This is a genomic window from Mesorhizobium sp. M3A.F.Ca.ET.080.04.2.1 (assembly GCF_003952525.1).
GTDB lineage: Bacteria > Pseudomonadota > Alphaproteobacteria > Rhizobiales > Rhizobiaceae > Mesorhizobium.
On record NZ_CP034451.1, the window covers coordinates 2,694,202 to 2,712,111 of the forward strand.

The 17,910-nt window shown below is 63.6% G+C and carries 17 protein-coding genes; 6 read left to right on the plus strand and 11 right to left on the minus strand.

The features are described from left to right. Nucleotides 1–3 precede the first annotated feature (3 nt). Nucleotides 4–1,005 carry a D-glycerate dehydrogenase gene (locus EJ074_RS12870; protein ID WP_095806538.1) on the minus strand — a complete coding sequence of 334 codons (1,002 nt, stop codon included), beginning with the start codon at nucleotides 1,003–1,005 and terminating at the stop codon, nucleotides 4–6. Nucleotides 1,006–1,173: 168 nt separating this feature from the next. Here EJ074_RS12870 and EJ074_RS12875 point away from each other — a divergent pair, with 168 nt between their 5' ends. Beyond that, nucleotides 1,174–1,731 (plus strand): SH3 domain-containing protein, encoded by a 558-nt coding sequence (locus EJ074_RS12875; protein ID WP_095806778.1) that lies wholly within the window; start codon nucleotides 1,174–1,176, stop codon nucleotides 1,729–1,731. A gap of 46 nt (nucleotides 1,732–1,777) precedes the next feature. Here EJ074_RS12875 and EJ074_RS12880 read toward each other — a convergent pair whose 3' ends face one another. Both EJ074_RS12880 and irrA read right to left on the minus strand, forming a co-directional pair. Beyond that, entirely contained in the window at nucleotides 1,778–2,137 is a 360-nt protein-coding gene (locus EJ074_RS12880) for a DUF4260 domain-containing protein (RefSeq protein ID WP_095806539.1), read from the minus strand. 10 nt (nucleotides 2,138–2,147) lie between these two features. Beyond that, complete coding sequence (gene irrA / locus EJ074_RS12885) at nucleotides 2,148–2,579, minus strand: iron response transcriptional regulator IrrA (protein WP_095806540.1); 432 nt, start codon at nucleotides 2,577–2,579, stop codon at nucleotides 2,148–2,150. A 242-nt stretch (nucleotides 2,580–2,821) separates the two neighbouring features. On the opposite strand from irrA, the gene fabA reads away from it, so the two are divergent. The 4 genes from fabA (at nucleotide 2,822) to EJ074_RS12905 (ending at nucleotide 7,176) form a co-directional block, all read left to right on the plus strand. Further along, entirely contained in the window at nucleotides 2,822–3,337 is a 516-nt protein-coding gene (gene fabA / locus EJ074_RS12890; RefSeq protein WP_095806541.1) for a 3-hydroxyacyl-[acyl-carrier-protein] dehydratase FabA, read from the plus strand. 125 nt (nucleotides 3,338–3,462) lie between these two features. Beyond that, nucleotides 3,463–4,683 carry a beta-ketoacyl-ACP synthase I gene (gene fabB, locus EJ074_RS12895; RefSeq protein WP_095806542.1) on the plus strand — a complete coding sequence of 407 codons (1,221 nt, stop codon included), beginning with the start codon at nucleotides 3,463–3,465 and terminating at the stop codon, nucleotides 4,681–4,683. Nucleotides 4,684–4,712: 29 nt separating this feature from the next. Beyond that, nucleotides 4,713–5,513, plus strand: a complete 801-nt coding sequence (gene fabI / locus EJ074_RS12900; RefSeq protein ID WP_095806543.1) for an enoyl-ACP reductase FabI — start codon at nucleotides 4,713–4,715, stop codon at nucleotides 5,511–5,513. A 112-nt stretch (nucleotides 5,514–5,625) separates the two neighbouring features. Beyond that, the gene (locus EJ074_RS12905; RefSeq protein ID WP_095806544.1) at nucleotides 5,626–7,176 is read left to right on the plus strand and encodes a bifunctional diguanylate cyclase/phosphodiesterase; all 1,551 of its coding nucleotides are present in this window, start codon (nucleotides 5,626–5,628) and stop codon (nucleotides 7,174–7,176) included. An 87-nt stretch (nucleotides 7,177–7,263) separates the two neighbouring features. Here the strand turns inward: EJ074_RS12905 and EJ074_RS12910 are convergent, their stop codons facing one another. The 6 genes from EJ074_RS12910 to rbfA all read right to left on the minus strand — a co-directional run bounded on the left by EJ074_RS12910 (nucleotide 7,264) and on the right by rbfA (nucleotide 14,020). After that, complete coding sequence (locus EJ074_RS12910) at nucleotides 7,264–8,286, minus strand: class I SAM-dependent methyltransferase (RefSeq protein ID WP_095806545.1); 1,023 nt, start codon at nucleotides 8,284–8,286, stop codon at nucleotides 7,264–7,266. A gap of 137 nt (nucleotides 8,287–8,423) precedes the next feature. Beyond that, a complete protein-coding gene (gene pnp, locus EJ074_RS12915; protein ID WP_095806546.1) occupies nucleotides 8,424–10,571 on the minus strand; it encodes a polyribonucleotide nucleotidyltransferase in 2,148 nt (715 codons plus the stop codon). 383 nt (nucleotides 10,572–10,954) lie between these two features. Next, a complete protein-coding gene (gene rpsO / locus EJ074_RS12920) occupies nucleotides 10,955–11,266 on the minus strand; it encodes a 30S ribosomal protein S15 (RefSeq protein ID WP_280952446.1) in 312 nt (103 codons plus the stop codon). Between the two features lie 152 nt (nucleotides 11,267–11,418). Beyond that, a complete protein-coding gene (gene corA, locus EJ074_RS12925; protein WP_095806549.1) occupies nucleotides 11,419–12,513 on the minus strand; it encodes a magnesium/cobalt transporter CorA in 1,095 nt (364 codons plus the stop codon). A 118-nt stretch (nucleotides 12,514–12,631) separates the two neighbouring features. Beyond that, on the minus strand, nucleotides 12,632–13,600 hold the full coding sequence (gene truB, locus EJ074_RS12930) for a tRNA pseudouridine(55) synthase TruB (protein ID WP_095806550.1): 969 nt from the start codon (nucleotides 13,598–13,600) through the stop codon (nucleotides 12,632–12,634). Beyond that, on the minus strand, nucleotides 13,601–14,020 hold the full coding sequence (rbfA, locus tag EJ074_RS12935) for a 30S ribosome-binding factor RbfA (protein ID WP_095806551.1): 420 nt from the start codon (nucleotides 14,018–14,020) through the stop codon (nucleotides 13,601–13,603). Between the two features lie 151 nt (nucleotides 14,021–14,171). Between rbfA and EJ074_RS12940 the strand changes: the two genes are divergently transcribed. Further along, nucleotides 14,172–14,549, plus strand: a complete 378-nt coding sequence (locus tag EJ074_RS12940; protein WP_129553502.1) for a hypothetical protein — start codon at nucleotides 14,172–14,174, stop codon at nucleotides 14,547–14,549. Between the two features lie 124 nt (nucleotides 14,550–14,673). On the opposite strand, the gene infB is transcribed toward EJ074_RS12940, so the two are convergent. Together infB and EJ074_RS12950 are read right to left on the minus strand one after the other, a co-directional pair. Continuing rightward, entirely contained in the window at nucleotides 14,674–17,244 is a 2,571-nt protein-coding gene (gene infB / locus EJ074_RS12945; protein WP_095806553.1) for a translation initiation factor IF-2, read from the minus strand. Then, nucleotides 17,241–17,891, minus strand: coding sequence for an RNA-binding protein (locus tag EJ074_RS12950; protein ID WP_095806554.1), 651 nt, complete (start codon nucleotides 17,889–17,891; stop codon nucleotides 17,241–17,243). The genes infB and EJ074_RS12950 overlap by 4 nt, the downstream gene beginning before the upstream one ends. Nucleotides 17,892–17,910: the final 19 nt, after the last annotated feature.

Genomic DNA, 17,910 nt, shown 5'->3' on the forward strand with positions numbered 1-17,910 from the left:
CCCTCAGGTCCTGAGCGGCAACACGCGGTCCGGCGGGCGGTGGCCATCGAAGAAAGCGCGGATGTTGATGATCACCTTCTCGCCCATATCGATGCGGCCTTCGAGCGTTGCCGAGCCCATATGCGGCAGCAGCACGACCTTGCCCTTCGCGGCGAGCTTCAGAAGCTTGCTGTTCAGCGCCGGCTCGTGCTCGTAGACGTCGAGCCCGGCGCCAGCGATCTTGCCGTCATGGATCAGCTTTATCAGCGATTCTTCGTCGATGATGTCGCCGCGCGCGGTGTTGACGATGTAGGCCGAGGGCTGCATCAGCGCCAGGCGCCGCGCCGACAGCAGGTGGAAGGTCGCCGGCGTCGACGGGCAGTTGACCGAGATGATGTCCATGCGGGCCAGCATCTGGTCGAGGCTCTCCCAATAGGTCGCCTCCAACTCGTCCTCGACGGCAGGCAGCACGCGGTGGCGATTGTGATAATGGATGGAAAGGCCAAACGCCTTGGCGCGCCTGGCAACCGCCGTGCCGATGCGGCCCATGCCGACGATGCCGAGCCGCTTGCCCCAGATACGCCGGCCGAGCATCCAGGTCGGCGACCAGCCGGCCCAATTCTTGTCGCCGGTAAGCACATTGGCGCCCTCGGTGAGCCGCCGCGGCACAGCCAGCATCAGCGCCATGGTCATGTCGGCGGTGTCCTCGGTCAGCACGTTCGGCGTGTTGGTGACGGTGATCCCTTTCTTGGCCGCCGCGTCCACGTCGATCTTGTCGACGCCGTTGCCGAAATTGGCGATCAGCTTCAGGTTCTCGCCGGCCTGGGCAATCAGCGCGGCGTCGATATGGTCGGTGATGGTCGGGACGAGCACATCGGCTTCCTTGACGGCCGCCACCAGCTCCGGCTGGGTCATCGGCCGGTCCTCGACATTGAGGCGCGCATCGAACAGCTCGCGCATGCGGGTTTCGACCGGGTCGGGCAGCTTGCGCGTGATGACGACGAGGGGCCGTTTTTTGCCTGCCATTGTATTCCCGAAGCTTCCTCGAACCGATCTCGTTGAGACCTCTTTAACCAAGACAGGCGAAACTTGAAGCCAATCACGGTCTCCGCCCACTCCTGTAACAAGCGGTGCCGCCGAAGACAAAGAAAAATGGGCGCTTACCCCGCCGGGCGGGCGCCGAAAGGAACGAAAGTGTCTGGTTTCGCGTCGCTTCGCCTGGCTTTCAGCGCAGCCGCCCTCGGCGGCTTGCTTTGCGTTTTGCAGGCATCGGCGCAAAGCGCGGCCGCGCCCGCACAGACCGTGACGCTGGGCCCCAGTGGCCTGCCGCTGCCGCGCTTCGTCAGCCTCAAATCCGGCCGCGTCAACTCGCGCGTCGGCCCCGGCGCCAATTACTCGGTGGACTGGATGTACATGAAGGCCGGGCTGCCGATGGAAGTCATCCAGGAATTCGATACCTGGCGGCGCGTGCGCGATGCCGACGGCTCGGAAGGCTGGATCAACCAGTCGCTGCTCTCCGGCCGCCGCACAGCGATCGTCGCGCCCTGGCAGCGAAGCAAGGGCGGCCGAATCAATCTGCTCGAGAGTGCCGACAAGGACGCCGGCGTGACCGCCATTCTCGAGCCGGGGGTGATGGGCTCGATCAAGAAATGCGACGGCCAGTGGTGCGAAATGACCTTCGATGGCCATACCGGCTGGATCGCCCAGTCGCAGGTCTGGGGCGCCTATCCGGGCGAAAAGGTCAAGAACTGAACCTTCTCATCTGGACCATGATCTTGTCCGAAAACCGGTTCCCACTTTAGCGGCCAATGCGGCCGAGATGCGTATCCTGAAAACCGGTGGGAAGCTTCAGGCCGTAGCCGAGGGCGCGGTCGATGGCGATGTGGGCGATCCAGATTAGCGCCACGGCGGTGGTGATCGGACCGGCGAGCAGGACGCCGGCGAGCCCCAGGACAAGCGGGGCAATCAGGATGTGCAGGGCGTTGTAGGTGACGGCGCCGACACGCGGCCCGGCGAGATAGCCCAGCATCGACAGATCCGGTGCCAGGATGAGCAGGGCGAACAGCCACCATGACACAGCGGTCATTTTGTAGAAGATGATGGCCACCACGGCCGCGACGACCCATTCAAACCGGACCGTCAGATCGAGGGGCCTCATGCCAGGCGGATCAGTCGCGGCGCTTGGGGCGCAGCCTCACCACGATATCGACATTGGCGATTTCCATGCCTTCCGGAGGCTCCGGCAGGTTGGAGACGCAGACCGGGCCACTGGCGATATCGAAGATCCTGTTCTCGCCCTCGACATAGAAATGGTGATGGTCGGAGGTGTTGGTGTCGAAATAGGTCTTCGACCCTTCGACAGCAAGGATGCGCAGCAGGCCGGCCTGGGTGAACTGATGCAGCGCATTGTAGACGGTTGCCAGCGAGACGGGCACGCCGGCGGCGATCGCCTCCTCGTGCAGTTCTTCGGCCGACAGATGGCGGTCGCCCTTGGCGAAAAGCAGGTCGGCCAACGCGATGCGCTGGCGTGTCGGCCTCAGGCCGGCTTCGCGAACCCGCTTGTCCACAGCGACATTTTCCTTCCGGCAGCCCAAATCCATCTATGCGTCGAAGCTTGTGGCCCAGCCCTCTAACAGGTCCAGAATGGCAAAAAGACGTCAAAGCCAAAACTGGACAGCACTCGACATATATTCTGTCGCCCAAATGCGATCAATAGCGCGCATTGACCCGGGCAGGCGCACGGGGTAAGCGCAAACGCCGGTTTCCGGCCGCAAACAGAGTGTGTTAGGAAACCAACGACAAGGGCGCCCTGCCGCCCGAACGAACACGGGGACGGAGATTTATGGCGGCTCAAAAGTCCAGCTATGACTATGAGGAACTGCTTGCCTGCGCCCGCGGCGAACTGTTCGGGCCGGGCAATGCGCAACTGCCCTACCCGCCGATGCTGATGTTCGACCGCATCACCGAGATTCGCGAGACCGGCGGCGCTTTCGACAAGGGCTTCATCCGCGCCGAATTCGACATCAAGCCGGACCTGTGGTTCTTCGCCTGCCATTTCATCGGCAATCCGATCATGCCGGGCTGCCTCGGCCTCGACGCCATGTGGCAGTTGACCGGCTTCTATCTCGGCTGGCTTGGTGAGCCGGGCAAGGGGATGGCACTTTCGACCGGCGAGGTGAAATTCAAGGGCATGGTGACGCCCTCGGTCAAGAAGGTCGAATACGGCATCGATTTCAAGCGCGTGATGCGCGGTCGCCTGGTGCTCGGAATCGCCGATGGCTGGCTCAAGGCGGATGGCGAACCCATATACGCGGCAACGGATCTGAAGGTCGGCCTGTCCAAGCAGTCGGCCGCCTGATCGCCTCGCCGCGGCGGCCGGCGCGTCCTGCGACGCGCAAAGGTCGCTGCGACAATGTATTTTGCGTGTGATCGAAGGCGGATACCGACCAGGTTTTTCGCCAAATACGCCGGAAGGAGTTGCGAATGAGACGGGTCGTAGTGACAGGCCTCGGCATTGTGTCGTCGATCGGCAACAACGCCAATGAGGTGCAGGCCTCGCTTTACGATGCCAAGTCGGGCATCAGCTTCTCCAACTCCTTCGCCGAGCATGGTTTTCGCTGCCAGGTCTGGGGCGCGCCGACGCTCGACCCATCGGCCATGATCGACCGCCGCGCCATGCGCTTCCTCAGCCAGGGTGCTGCCTGGAACCACGTCGCCATGGACCAGGCGATCGCCGACGCCGGGCTCGGCGAAAGCGACATCACCAACGAGCGCACCGGCATCGTCATGGGTTCGGGCGGGCCATCGACCAGGACCATCGTCGAAGCGGCCGAGACCACGCTCAAGAACGGCAGCCCGAAGCGCATCGGCCCGTTCGCGGTGCCGAAGGCGATGTCTTCGACCGCTTCGGCCACTTTGGCCACCTGGTTCAAGATCCACGGAGTCAACTACTCGATCTCGTCCGCCTGCTCGACTTCGGCGCATTGCATCGGCAACGCCTATGAGCTGATCCAGTGGGGCAAGCAGGACATGATGTTCGCCGGCGGCCACGAAGACCTCGACTGGACGATGTCGGATCTGTTCGACGCCATGGGCGCGATGTCGTCGAAATTCAACGACAGGGCATCGACCGCTTCGCGCGCCTATGACGTCAACCGCGACGGCTTCGTCATCGCCGGCGGCGCGGGCGTGCTGGTGCTGGAGGAACTGGAGCACGCCAGGGCGCGCGGCGCCAAGATCTATGCCGAGGTCGTCGGCTACGGGGCGACCTCCGACGGCTACGACATGGTGGCGCCGTCCGGTGAAGGCGCCGTCCGCTGCATGCGCCAAGCACTCTCCACGATCTCGACGCCGGTCGACTACATCAACACCCATGGCACCTCGACGCCGGTCGGCGATTCCAAGGAAATGGGCGCCATCCGCGAGGTGTTCGGCGACAAGATGCCCTTCATCACCTCGACCAAGTCGCTCACCGGCCATTCGCTGGGCGCGGCGGGCGTCCAGGAATCGATCTATTCGATCCTGATGATGCAGGGCGGCTTCATCGGCGAGAGCGCCCATATCGAGGAACTCGATCCGGAATTCGAGGGCATGCCGATCGTGCGCAAACGCATCGACAACGCCAAGATCGACACCGTTTTGTCCAATTCCTTCGGCTTCGGTGGCACCAACGCAACGCTGATTTTCCAGCGCTATTCCGCATAAGGCCAGCGTTTTTAAAAGGATTGCCGGGCATGGACGGGCTGATGAAGGGCAAGCGCGGGCTTGTCATGGGTGTTGCCAACGATCATTCGATCGCATGGGGGATCGCCAAGAAACTGTCCGAGCACGGGGCGGAGCTTGCCTTCACCTATCAGGGCGACGCGTTCGGGCGACGGGTGAAGCCGCTTGCCGAGAAGGTCGGCGCCTCGCTGGTCGTACCCTGCGACGTCGAGGACAGCGCCTCGGTCGCCGCGACCTTCGAAACGCTGGGCGATGCCTGGGGCGGGCTGGATTTCGTCGTCCACGCCATCGGCTTCTCCGACAAGAACGAGCTCAAGGGCCTCTACGCCGACACCAGCCGCGACAATTTCGTGCGCACCATGGTGATCTCCTGCTATTCCTTCACCGAGGTCGCGCGCAACGCCGCCGCGCTGATGACCAACGGCGGCTCCATGATCACGCTGACCTATGCAGGATCGGTACGCGTCATGCCAAACTACAACGTCATGGGCGTCGCCAAGGCCGGCTTGGAGGCAAGCGTGCGCTACCTCGCCAACGACTACGGTCCGCGCGGCATCCGGGTGAACGGCATCTCCGCGGGGCCGGTCAGGACGCTCGCCGGCTCCGGCGTCTCCGACGCGCGGCACATGTTCTCCTATCAACAGCGCAATTCGCCGCTGCGGCGCACCGTGACCATCGACGAAGTCGGTGGCTCCGCGCTCTACCTGCTTTCCGATCTGTCTTCGGGGGTCACCGGCGAGATCCACTATGTCGATTCCGGCTACCATATTGTTTCCATGCCGACGCTCGACGAACTGAAGCAGAACGACTGAACCAAGGAATCGTCCGCCGCGGCGAACAAGAGCTTCCGGTAAAATTGGAGGCATCGGCGGAAACTCATTTTAAGGGATATCCGCTAGAAGATCCCGCAACCAGGGATCCTGCATGTCTGCAGTCAGCAATCCGAAACGGACACCGCTGTTCCGGCTGATCACCATCGCCAGTTCCGCCATGGGCAGTTTTATGCTTGGGCTTTGGGGGCTGCGGTTCGGTTTTGGCGATGGCATGGCCGGCATGCAGGCGGGAACGATGGCGGGCATCATCGCCGCGCTCTGTGCGCTGGCCGCGGGCGGCGCCGCGCTCTCCTTCTTCGCCGGCGTCGATGAATCGGCCGAATACGTCTTCAAGGAAACGCATTTCGACAAGCTGACCGGTCTTTTGTCGCGCCCCGCCCTGGTCGGCAAGGTCGCCGCCGCCGCGGTCGAGACCATCGAGACCGCCGAACCGGTCTACCTGATCGATATCGACATCGACCGCTTCAAGCAGATCAATGATGCCATCGGCTACAGCCATGGCGACGGGCTGATCCGCGCCTTCACCAAGAGGCTGAAGGAGGCTATGCCGGAAAGCGCCGTGATCGGACGGCTCGGCGCCGGCGAATTCGCCGTGCTGCTGCCGGACCGCGAGATCAAGGGATCGCTGGAACGGTTCGTCGAAAAGCTCATCAACGAAATGATGGAGCCTTACCACCTCGACACCCATCTGCAGTCCGTCAGCATCTCGGTCGGCATCGTGGCGATGCCGAAGGACGGCGTCGACCCGGTGCTCATCCTGCGCCGCTCGAACCTGGCGCTGCAGAATGCACGCGCAAGCGGCGTCGGCAACTGGTCGGTCTTCGAGGCCGACATGGGGCGGGTTGCCGATCACCGGCAATGGATCGAATCCGAACTGAAACTCGCCTTCGACCGCGGCGACTTCGATCTCCATTACCAGCCGCAGCTCGACCTGCCGAGCGGCCGTATCGTCGGCTACGAAGCCCTGATCCGCTGGAAGCATCCGCAACGCGGCATGATCCCGCCGATGGAATTCATTCCGATCGCTGAAGAAACCGGCATGATCAATCCGATCGGCAAATGGGTGCTGCGCAAAGCCTGCAGCGATGCCCAGTATCTGCCCGAGGAGTGCTTCGTGGCCGTCAACATCTCACCTGTCCAGTTCATGACCAAGGACTTCGTCGGCATCGTGCGCGATACGATGGCGTCGACCGGCATGAAGCCGTCGCGGCTGGAGCTCGAAGTCACCGAAACGGCGATGATGCAGGATCGCGACCGTGCCGCAGTCATCCTGCAGCAGCTCGCCGACATGGGCATCTCGGTGGCCGTCGACGATTTCGGCACCGGCTATTCCAACCTGAGCTACCTGATCGATTTTTCGTTCGGCAAGCTCAAGATCGACCGCTCCTTCGTCAGCCGCATCGACACCGACTCCAACTCGGGAGCCGTAGTCTCGACCATCGTCGGGCTTTCGCGGGCGCTTGGCGTCGGCATCATCGCCGAAGGCGTCGAGACCGAAAACCAGGCGACGCTGCTGAGAGCCGCCGGCTGCGAGGTGGTGCAGGGCTACCTGTTCGGCCGGCCGGCGCCGCTCAAGGTCGAGTTCGGCAAGGCGCGCGTCGCCCATGGCACGACGCCGCCGCGCATCGTCAGCCTGCACTGAGCCGGTCACTTTCTTCCTGGAATTTGCTTTTGTGATCCAAGCATTTCCGGACGGAAAACCGCTGCGTACTTTTCCTGAAATTGCTTTTTAGCGCCGCGCCGAAAACACCTTGAACATGCCGTCGCGGGCAAGCTCGGCATGGCTGGAAAAGGCGGCAGCCAGCACCGGCTCGTAAGGCAGCTGGCGATTGGCGACCATGCATAGCCGGCCGCCCGGCTTCAGCGCCTTGGCCGCAGCCCGGATCATGCCGGCGCCGATGTCGGGCTCGGCCGCCCGACCGCTGTGGAAGGGCGGATTCATGACGATGGCGTCATAGCGACGCTCGACCACTTCCTTGAGCAGATCGGTCCAGATGAAGCGCGGTTCGACGGCATCTCGAATATCGAGCTTGGGCACGTTGAGCCTGGCCGCCTCCAAGGCTTCGAAGTCCGCTTCGTAGAGGTCGAGACCGGAGAGGCCGGACGAGCGGATCAGAATCTCCGACGCCAGATAGCCCCAGCCGGCACAGAAATCGGCGACATTGCCACCAAGATCCTTCGGCAGGTTCGCGGCCAGCAGTCTCGAGCCGGCATCGACGCGATCGAAAGAGAACATGCCCGGTGCGGTGTGGTAGCGCCCCTCGACAAGCAGGCCGGTGTTGGCGGCGCGCAGCGCTGCGGCGGCCTGCGCGCCGGCCTGGTGGAACCAGAAGGCGACGCCATGGTGCTTGGGCAGATGGCCTTCGAGCGGCACCAGCTTGGTGATCCGCTTGCGCAGGCTGTCGATACCGTCCTCCTTGCTGCCGGCGACCAGGATCAGGCCACCCGGCGCGACCCGATCGATGGCTTCGGCGATGCGCAGTTCGTTCTGGCCGCGATGGCGGCCCGCCAGAACAAGCGCCATGTCATAGCCGGAGCCCTGCGCCCGCGGCGTGATGGTGTAGCCGGAGGCCTGCAGCGCGCGGAAATGCGTCCGGAAGCCTTGCACCAGACTGAGCTTCACATCGAAGCCTTCGGGCAGGGGAAAACTGGGCTCGGCGCCCAGAAACAGAATCTCGGCGCCTGTGTTCGGCAGCGGGAGCGCCTCGGCCTCGAAGGGATGGAACAGCGTCTTCAGCGGCTCCGCGGCCATGGTTCTCCCCTGCGTGTCAAACGACAACGGGCGCGACCTTGCGGCGCGCCCGTCTCGATCTATCTGAAGCGTTTCGTCTGATGCATGTCGTCATCCCAAAACCGCTACGCACTTTTGGGCGACATGCCTAAGGCCGATCAGGCGGCGTCTTCCTCGCCTTCCGGCTTCTTCTCGCGCACGATTTCCTTGCCGGTCGCCTGGTCGACGACCTTCATCGACAGGCGGACCTTGCCGCGCTCGTCAAAGCCCATCAGCTTGACCCACACCTTGTCGCCTTCCTTGACGACGTCGGAGGTCTTGGCGACGCGCTCATTGGCGAGCTGCGAGATGTGGACGAGACCGTCACGCGGGCCGAAGAAGTTGACGAAGGCGCCGAAGTCGGCGGTCTTGACCACCGTGCCTTCGTAGATCTCGCCGACTTCCGGCTCGGCGACGATGGTGTGGATCCACTTCTTCGCCGCCTCGATCTCCTTGGCGTTGGCCGAGGCGATCTTGACCGTGCCGTCATCCTCGATGTTGATCTTGGCGCCGGTCTTCTCGACGATCTCGCGGATCACCTTGCCGCCGGAGCCGATGACGTCGCGGATCTTGTCGGTCGGGATGTGCATGACCTCGATGCGCGGCGCGAACTCGCCGAGCTCGGCGCGCGCGCCGGAGATCGCATGCGCCATCTCGCCCAGGATGTGCAGACGGCCGTCCTTGGCCTGGCCGAGCGCGATCTTCATGATCTCCTCGGTGATGCCGTCGATCTTGATGTCCATCTGCAGCGAGGTGACGCCATTGGCGGTGCCGGCGACCTTGAAATCCATGTCGCCGAGGTGGTCCTCGTCGCCGAGGATGTCGGAGAGCACCGCGAAGCGCTCGCCTTCCTTGATCAGGCCCATGGCGATGCCGGCCACCGGCTTCGCGATCGGTACGCCGGCATCCATCAGCGCCAGCGAGGTGCCGCAGACGGTGGCCATCGAGGACGAACCGTTGGACTCGGTGATCTCCGAGACGACACGCAGCGTGTAGGGGAACTGGTCGGCGGAAGGCAGCATCGGCCGGATCGCGCGCCAGGCGAGCTTGCCGTGGCCGATCTCGCGGCGGCCCGGCGAGCCCATGCGGCCGGTCTCACCGACCGAGTAGGGCGGGAAGTTGTAGTGAAGGAGGAACTTCTCCTTGTACATGCCGGTCAGCGAATCGACGAACTGCTCGTCCTCGCCGGTGCCGAGCGTGGCAACGACCAGGGCCTGCGTCTCGCCGCGGGTGAACAGTGCCGAACCGTGGGTGCGCGGCAGGACGCCGACTTCGGACACGATCTTGCGAACGGTCTTCAGGTCGCGGCCGTCGATGCGCGAGCCGGTATCGAGGATGTTCCAGCGCACGACCTTGGCCTGGAGCTCCTTGAACACCGTGCCGATCTGCTCGGAGGTGTACTTCGCCTCCTCGCCTTCGGCCGGAGCGAACGCAGCCTTGACCTTCGCCTTGACGGCGTCGACCGCGGCATAGCGCGACTGCTTGTCGGTGATCTTATAGGCTTCGCGAAGCTCGTCGCCGACGATCTTGAGCATCTCGCCCTCGAGCGCGGAATAGTCCGGCGCGGTGAAGTCGCGCGGATCCTTGGCTGCGACCTCGGCCAGCTTGATGATCGCATCGATCACCGGCTGGAAGCTCTTGTGGCCGAACATGACGGCGCCGAGCATCAGGTCTTCGGAGAGCTCCTTGGCTTCGGATTCGACCATCAGGACGGCATCGCTGGTGCCGGCAACGACGAGGTCGAGCTTCGATTCCTCCATCTCGTCGATATGCGGGTTGAGCACATATTCGCCGTTGATGTAGCCGACGCGGGCGCCGCCGATCGGGCCCATGAAGGGCACGCCGGACAGCGTCAGAGCAGCCGAGGTGGCAACGATCGAAAGGATGTCCGGGTCGTTCTCCAGGTCATGCTGAATGACGGTGACGACGATCTGGGTGTCGTTCTTGTAGCCTTCGGCGAAGAGCGGACGGATCGGGCGGTCGATCAGGCGGGAAACCAGCGTTTCCTTCTCGCTCGGACGGCCCTCGCGCTTGAAATAGCCGCCCGGGATCTTGCCGGCGGCATAGGTCTTTTCCTGGTAGTTGACAGTAAGCGGGAAGAAATCGAGGCCGGGCTTCGGCTCCTTCATGGAAACGACGGTGGCAAGCACGACGGTCTCGCCGTAGGTGGCGAGCACCGCGCCGTCAGCCTGGCGCGCGATCTTGCCGGTTTCCAGGATGAGCGGACGGCCGCCCCACTCGATTTCGACTTTGTGGTGATTGAACATATCTTGTCCTTCATATGCGGAAGGGCCGCGCCGTCTCACGGCTCGCGGTTCTCCCTTCCTGGCTTCCTTCGGGCAGCCACGGGCAAGACAACGGGAAGCTCGAAAAGATACGGCTGACAAAGCCGAGCGAGCATCCTGCAATCCTGCCCCATGACCGTCCACGGGCGGTTCCGAATGACCCTCTGCGCTTTCGGAACCGGGTCTGGCCGACCGGTCGGCCGGCCCTGCGCGTGACGCCGAAAATCCTGTCTTCGGAACGCGTCGCGCGCGATTTGCGAACTCCGGAGCGCATCGCGCTCCATTGCCAGCATGGAACACCGGACCAGCCGATGCGCCAATGCGCGACCGGCGGGCCCTCCGAGGAGAGCCCGCCGGTCAATTCGTCAGCGACGCAGACCGAGCTTCTCGATCAGCGACTGATAGCGCGCGTCGTCCTTGCGCTTGAGGTAATCAAGCAGGCTGCGGCGCTGGGAAACGAGAGCGAGAAGGCCACGGCGGGAATGGTTGTCCTTCTTGTGGTCCTTGAAGTGCTCGGTCAGGTTCTTGATGCGCTCGGAAAGAATGGCCACCTGGACTTCCGGAGAGCCGGTGTCGCCCTTGGCGGTTGCGAATTCAGTCATCAATTCTTTCTTGCGCTCGGCAGTAACCGACATCGTGTTTTTCCTTATCTGTTCGAGGAAACGGGACGCCCTCAGCCGGGATGTCGTCCAGCAGGGGCCGGTGCAAGCAACGCGTCAGGGCGCGAAGCTGCGGCGCATATAGTGCAATTCCCCGGAAAACACCAGCCCTATTCACAAGCCGGCTTTGTCGCAGATCCCTGCCGTCGAATAAGCGGTTTTGCCTTGCACTACAGCCACTTCTTCCATTTGAAGAAGGCAACCAGCGCGACGGCGACCAGTCCCATGAACAGCAGCGCCGCCGGATAGCCGTAATAGGCCTTCAGCTCCGGCATGTTCCATGGCGAGGTGTCGGGATCGAAGTTCATGCCCCAGACGCCGACCAGGAACGTCAGCGGCATGAAGATCACCGAGACGATCGTCAGATAGGAAATGACGTCGTTGGTGCGCGCCTGGGTCAGCGACAGGTGCATCTCGATCAGGCCGGTCAGCATGTCGCGCTGGTTCTCGACCAATTCGATGAGCCGCAGCGAATGGTCGAGCGTATCGTTGAGGAAGACCTTGGTCTCGGCCTTCACATAAGGCACGTCGTTGCGGATCAACGTGGCCAGCGCATCGCGCATCGGCCACAGCACGCCTTTGAGCACGTTGGCATCACGCCGCAACTCATGCAACTGCCGCATCTGATGCTTGTGCGTCGTGTTGAGCATCTGATCCTCGATGCCGTCGACCTGTTCGCTTGCCGCCTCGATGGGCGGAAAATAGCTGTCGACGATGGCGTCGATCAGCGCGTAGGCGAGATAGTCGGCGCCGCGCGCGCGCAGCCGGTTCGGCTCGGAGCTCGCGACGCGCTTGCGGACCGGATCGAACGGATCGCCTTCGCGTTCCTGGAAGGTGACGACGAAATTGGCGCCGAAGAACACCGCGATCTGCTCGTAGCGGTGGGCGGTGACGTCGTCGATCATGCGCATGGCGACGAAGGCGTGGTCCTCGAAGAAGTCGACTTTCGGACGCTGGCCGGTGCTGACGACATCCTCCAGCGCCAGCGGATGCAGGTTGAAGATCCGGCCGATCTCCTCGATCAGCGCAATGTTTGCCAGCCCCGTGCAGTCCAGCCAGACGATCGGCCACCGGTCGCAATGAGTGCTGAGATCGTCGAGGCTGGCGTTTTCGATGGTCTTGAATTTTTCGGGCGAGATCAGCGTCAGCCTGAGCTCGCTGCGCCGCGCGGCCGGATCGGCGATCAGAGTGCCAGGCGAGGCGCCGACCGGCGGCCGTCGCATCCTCAGCGACGCTCTTTTCCTTGCCGTGTCAGTCTTTGCCATATGCCCTCGACACCGTTCGCCCCAAGATCAGCCGCGCGGTCACACTAACCGATCGCCTTGCCGGCCGGAATCGGGATTGCGAGAGGATCATGCACGGATTCAAGGCCTTAGCCGAGACTTACCCGACAAAGACACGCTTCGGCTTGAACATGCCCTGCTCGATGGCGCCGATGGCGACGAGCTTGCCGCGCGCGGTGGCGCAGGCCTCGTCGGCCTCGACGGGCGCATCGCGGCCGCGGATGATGACGGGATTGCCGAGGCGGATCTTGGTCGCCGCATCGTCGCTGACGGCGACCTGCGGCAGGCAGTCGAGGGCCGCGGCCGTCTCGACCAGCAGCGCATCTATGGCGCCGAAGTCGGCAGGGGCCTCGTCCGCGCTTTCATCTCTCGCGCTTTCATCGGTTTGGCCGCCGAAGCGCGCCGCTTCCAGTTCGGCGACGGTGACGAAATCATCCGCCGTAAACGGCTCGACCTCGACGCGCCTTAGCTCGGCGATGTGGCCGAAACAGCCGAGGTCGCGGCCCATGTCGCGCGCCAGCGACCGCACATAGGTGCCCTTGCCGCATTCGACCTCGAAGACGCTGCGATCGCCGGTGTGCTCGATAAGCTCGAGACGTCCGATCTCGATCTCGCGGGCAGGAATGTCGACCGTCTCGCCTTCGCGGGCGAGATCATAGGCGCGTTCGCCGGCGATCTTGATGGCCGAGAATTGCGGCGGCGTCTGCATGATCACGCCGGTGTATTTGGGCAGCAGCACCCTCACCTCCGCCTCAGCCGGCCGATTGTCCGAGCTGTTCGTCACTGGTCCTTCGAGATCGTCGGTCGAGCGCTCTTCGCCCCAGGCGACGGTGAAGCGGTAGACCTTGGCCCCGTCCTGCACGTAAGGCACGGTCTTGGTGGCCTCGCCAAGCGCGATCGGCAGCATGCCGGAGGCGAGCGGGTCGAGCGTGCCGGCATGGCCGGCCTTCTCCGCCTGGAACAGCCATTTGATCTTCGAGACCGCCTCGGTCGAGCCCATGCCGACCGGCTTGTCCAGCACCACCCAGCCCGATACCGGCCGACCTTTCTTCTTGCCGCGACGCGCCACCTATTCCTCGTCCTTGTTGTTGTTCTTATTCCGGTCGTCGAGATCGCGCGCGACTTCGGGCGATTTCAACAATTCGTTGATCTTGGCGAAATTGTCGAACGAGGTGTCGAGCCGGAAGCGGAACTCCGGCATGTACTTCATCTGCCTGAGCGCGCCGGAGACGCGGCCGCGGATGAATTTCGCATGCCTGTTGAGCGCTCCAACCACCGCATCGGTGTCCACGACTCCAAGCGGCGAGACGAAAGCGGTGGCAATCTTCAGATCCGGCGACATGCGAACCTCGGAGACCGAGACGACGGCGTTCTCGATCACCGGATCGACGATCTCGCCCCGCTGCAGGGTTTCGGACAGCGCATGGCGCACCTGCTCGCCGACGCGCAGCATGCGCTGGGAGGGGCCAGCCGTGGATTGTCTTGACATGGAACTCTTCCTTCGCGGGTTCGAACCGCCTGAGCCGCTCACTTAGCGCTGTTGCTCTAGCTTGGCTACCCCCGCCAAAATACCTGCGCCTGATCAGTGCAATATGCGTGGAACGGACTGATCCATCTCGTCAACGAACTGGCTCGACTTCATGACGGATACGATCTTTTCGTACTCGGTCTCCATGGTGGTTGCTGACCCCAAGGCGCTGATCGGGATAAACCATCCACCTTCTTTGGTGGCAAATCCGATCCCGAATTCAGTCAGCGTAATTTTTTCGACCGACTTCCAACCGAGATTCACCGCCGAGTCTGCTACACATTTCGAGACGCCGGACGAACGTACCCGGATCAAGGTGGATTCGGGCTCAAAATTGGGGACCTTTTCCTTTTTTGCGAAGACAAGGCTGAGATTTCAAAGGACGCCGGTGGTGATGATCATCCCCACCACACCGAGCACACCCGCCAAAGCGCCTGAGCTGTCGACGAAATTCGTGGCAAGAACGAGAGATATGCCGACGAGAAGGTAGCAACCCAGTCTACCCAAGGCGCCAGAGCGATGCTCTTCATTTGCCTTGAATAGGCGGCCGAAAAATCGGCAGGAGAAAGAACAAAGCGATACTCGAGACTTTGTTCTTCCTCCATATGCCGATGCTACAGCGTTCTGGTTACCATCTCGATGCGGAAGCACTCGATGGTGTCACCGACGCGCATGTCCTCGTAGTTCTGGAAGGCCATGCCGCACTCCTGGCCGCCCGGCACTTCCGAAACCTCGTCCTTGAAGCGCTTGAGCGTCTTCAGCGTGCCTTCGTGAATGACGACGTTGTCGCGGATCAGGCGCACGCCTGCGCCACGCTCGACCTTGCCTTCGGTGACGCGGCAGCCGGCAATCTTGCCGACCTTCGAGATATCGAAGATCTCGAGGATCTCGGCATTGCCGATGAAGGTCTCGCGCCGCTCGGGCGAGAGCATGCCGGAAAGGGCCGCCTTCACGTCGTCGACGAGGTTGTAGATGATCGAGTAGTAGCGGATCTCGATGCCTGCGGCGGCGGCGGCGTTGCGCGCCTGCGCATTGGCGCGGACGTTGAAGCCGATGATCGCCGCGCCCGATGTCTCGGCCAGCGAGACGTCGCTTTCGGTGATGCCGCCGGCGCCCGAATGGACGATGCGCGCACGCACCTCGTCATTGCCGAGCTTTTCGAGCGCGGCGTTGATCGCCTCGATCGAGCCCTGCACGTCGCCCTTGATGACCAGCGGGAATTCCTTGAGCCCGCTCGTCTGCAACTGCGACATCATCTGCTCGAGCGAGCCGCGCTGGCCGGCATGCTTGGCCACCGCCTTCTCGCGCGCCAGCCGCTGACGGTACTCGGTGATCTCGCGCGCCCGCGCCTCGTTGTTGACGACGGCGAAGCGATCGCCGGCCTGCGGCGTGCCCTGGAGGCCCAGCACCTCGACCGGCATTGCCGGCGGTGCCTCCGGCACATGCTCGCCGCGATCGTTGACGAGAGCGCGCACGCGGCCCCACTCGTTGCCGGCGACGAGGATGTCGCCCGGCATCAGGGTGCCGGTCTGCACCAGCACCGTGGCAACCGGGCCGCGGCCCTTGTCGAGCTTGGCCTCGATGACCGCGCCTTCGGCGGTGCGGTCGGGGTTGGCCTTGAGGTCGAGGATTTCGGCCTGCAGCAGGATCGCCTCGAGCAGCTTGTCGATGTTGGTGCCCTTGGTCGCGGAGACCTCGACGTCCAGAACCTCGCCGCCCATCGATTCGACGAAGACTTCGTGGCGCAGAAGCTCGGCCCGCACCTTTTGCGGATCGGCGTCGCGCTTGTCGATCTTGTTGATCGCCACGATGATCGGCACGCCGGCCGCCTTGGCGTGACTGATCGATTCGATCGTCTGCGGCATGACGCTGTCGTCGGCCGCCACCACCAGCACGGCAATGTCGGTGACCTGGGCGCCACGGGCGCGCATCGCCGTGAAGGCGGCGTGGCCGGGCGTGTCGATGAAGGTGATCTTCTGGCCGTTCTTCTCGACCTGGTAGGCGCCGATGTGCTGGGTGATGCCGCCGGCCTCGCCGGAGACGACGTTGGCGTTGCGGATAGCGTCGAGCAGCGAGGTCTTGCCATGATCGACATGGCCCATGATCGTCACGACGGGCGGACGCGACACCAGATCTTCCGCACGGTCGGCGATGTTGAACAGGCCTTCCTCGATGTCGGACTCGGCGACGCGGCGGACGGTATGACCAAATTCGGAGGCGACCAGTTCGGCCGTGTCGGCGTCGATGACGTCGCCCGGCTTCAAAATCTGGCCCTGCTTCATGAAGAACTTGACCACGTCGACGGCGCGCTCGGACATGCGCTGCGCCAGTTCCTGAATGGTGATAGTTTCGGGCAGGATCACTTCACGCATGACTTTCTCGCGCGGCTCGTTGTGCATCGCGCGTTTGAACTTCTCCTGGCGGCGGCGCATCGACGACAGCGAACGGCCACGCGCGTCGTCGTCGGAAAGCGCCGAATTCAGCGTCAGCTTGCCGCGGCGGCGGTCTTCCTCACCCTTGGTGGGCTTGGCCGGCCGCGCCACTTCGGGCGTGGCAAGGCGGCGGGCAGGCGCACCAGCGCCACCCCCACCTGCACCGACACGCCTCGGCTTGACCTCCTCGTCGTCGTCGGCCGTGGCGGCGTCGGCTGCCAACGGCGCACGGCGGCGCGCCTCCTCCTCGGCACGGCGGCGGGATTCGGCTTCAGCCTGCAGGCGTGCCTCCTCCTCAGCCTGACGGCGCGCGGAGTCCTCGCGCTCGCGTTTGCGGCGTTCTTCTTCCTCGGCGCGGCGCTTGGCCTCTTCCTGAGCACGCTGCCGGTCCTCGATCTCGCGGGCCTTGGAGCCTTCGAGCGCCCTGCGGCGGGCTTCCATCTCGCCGCGCGACAATTCGTTCAGCACCATGCCGGAGCGTTCCGGGGCGGGCGGCGCTTTCGGCGCTTCCTGCACCACGGGCGCAGCCTGCGCTGCGGGCTTCGGCGTGAAGACGGACGGCGCCACCGGCTCCGGCTTATCGCCGGGCAGCGAGAACTTGCGCTTCTTGGTCTCGACCACGACCGACTTGGTGCGGCCGTGCGAGAAATTCTGGCGCACGGTGCCCTGCTCGATGCCAGGACGCTTCAGCGTCAAGGTCTTCTTCGGCGTAACGCTCAACGTCTTGTCGTCGCCCGATTTCGTATCGCTCATTCCATATCCTCTGCGGCATCATCTTCGTCAGCAACGGCCGCAAGCATTGCCAGATCGTCCGGGGTACCGCCCCGATACCGGTCGAGCGCGACCATGCGCTTCTCAACCGCCTTTCCCGCATCCTGCGCGAGGACGGCAGCATGTATCACATTTGTACCCCCCAATGCCAAGCTCAACTCGGCCTCGGAGAAAAGTTTGTAGGCAAGGATGGCGGGACCGCCGAGATGGACGGTTGCCCGCCGTGCCTGACTGATCTTGCGGACGCCGTCGTCCGAGGCCTCGATCGCATGCAGCACGAAGAGCGCCTCTCCGTCGCGCACCGCGGCTTCGACCTTGGCCGCGCCAAGAACGACCGAACCGGCCTTGCGAGCAAGGCCCAGCATGCCCAGAGCGGATCTGGAGAGCAGTCCGTCGACCATGCCGCCGAGATCGGCGGGAACGGTGACCTGCGCCCTGAAGGCGCGGGCAAACAGGTTCTTGGCCGCTGCCTTGTCAATATGTAGGCGATCAGCGGTGACCCAGCAACCACGGCCGGGCAGATTTCTCTTGATGTCCGGAACGACGGCCGAATCCGGGCCGACGACGAAGCGGATCAGTTCATCCGCTTCGGCCTGCCTGCGCGTAACGATGCAGGTGCGATCGTTCATCTCGTTCCCGGGCGTTGTG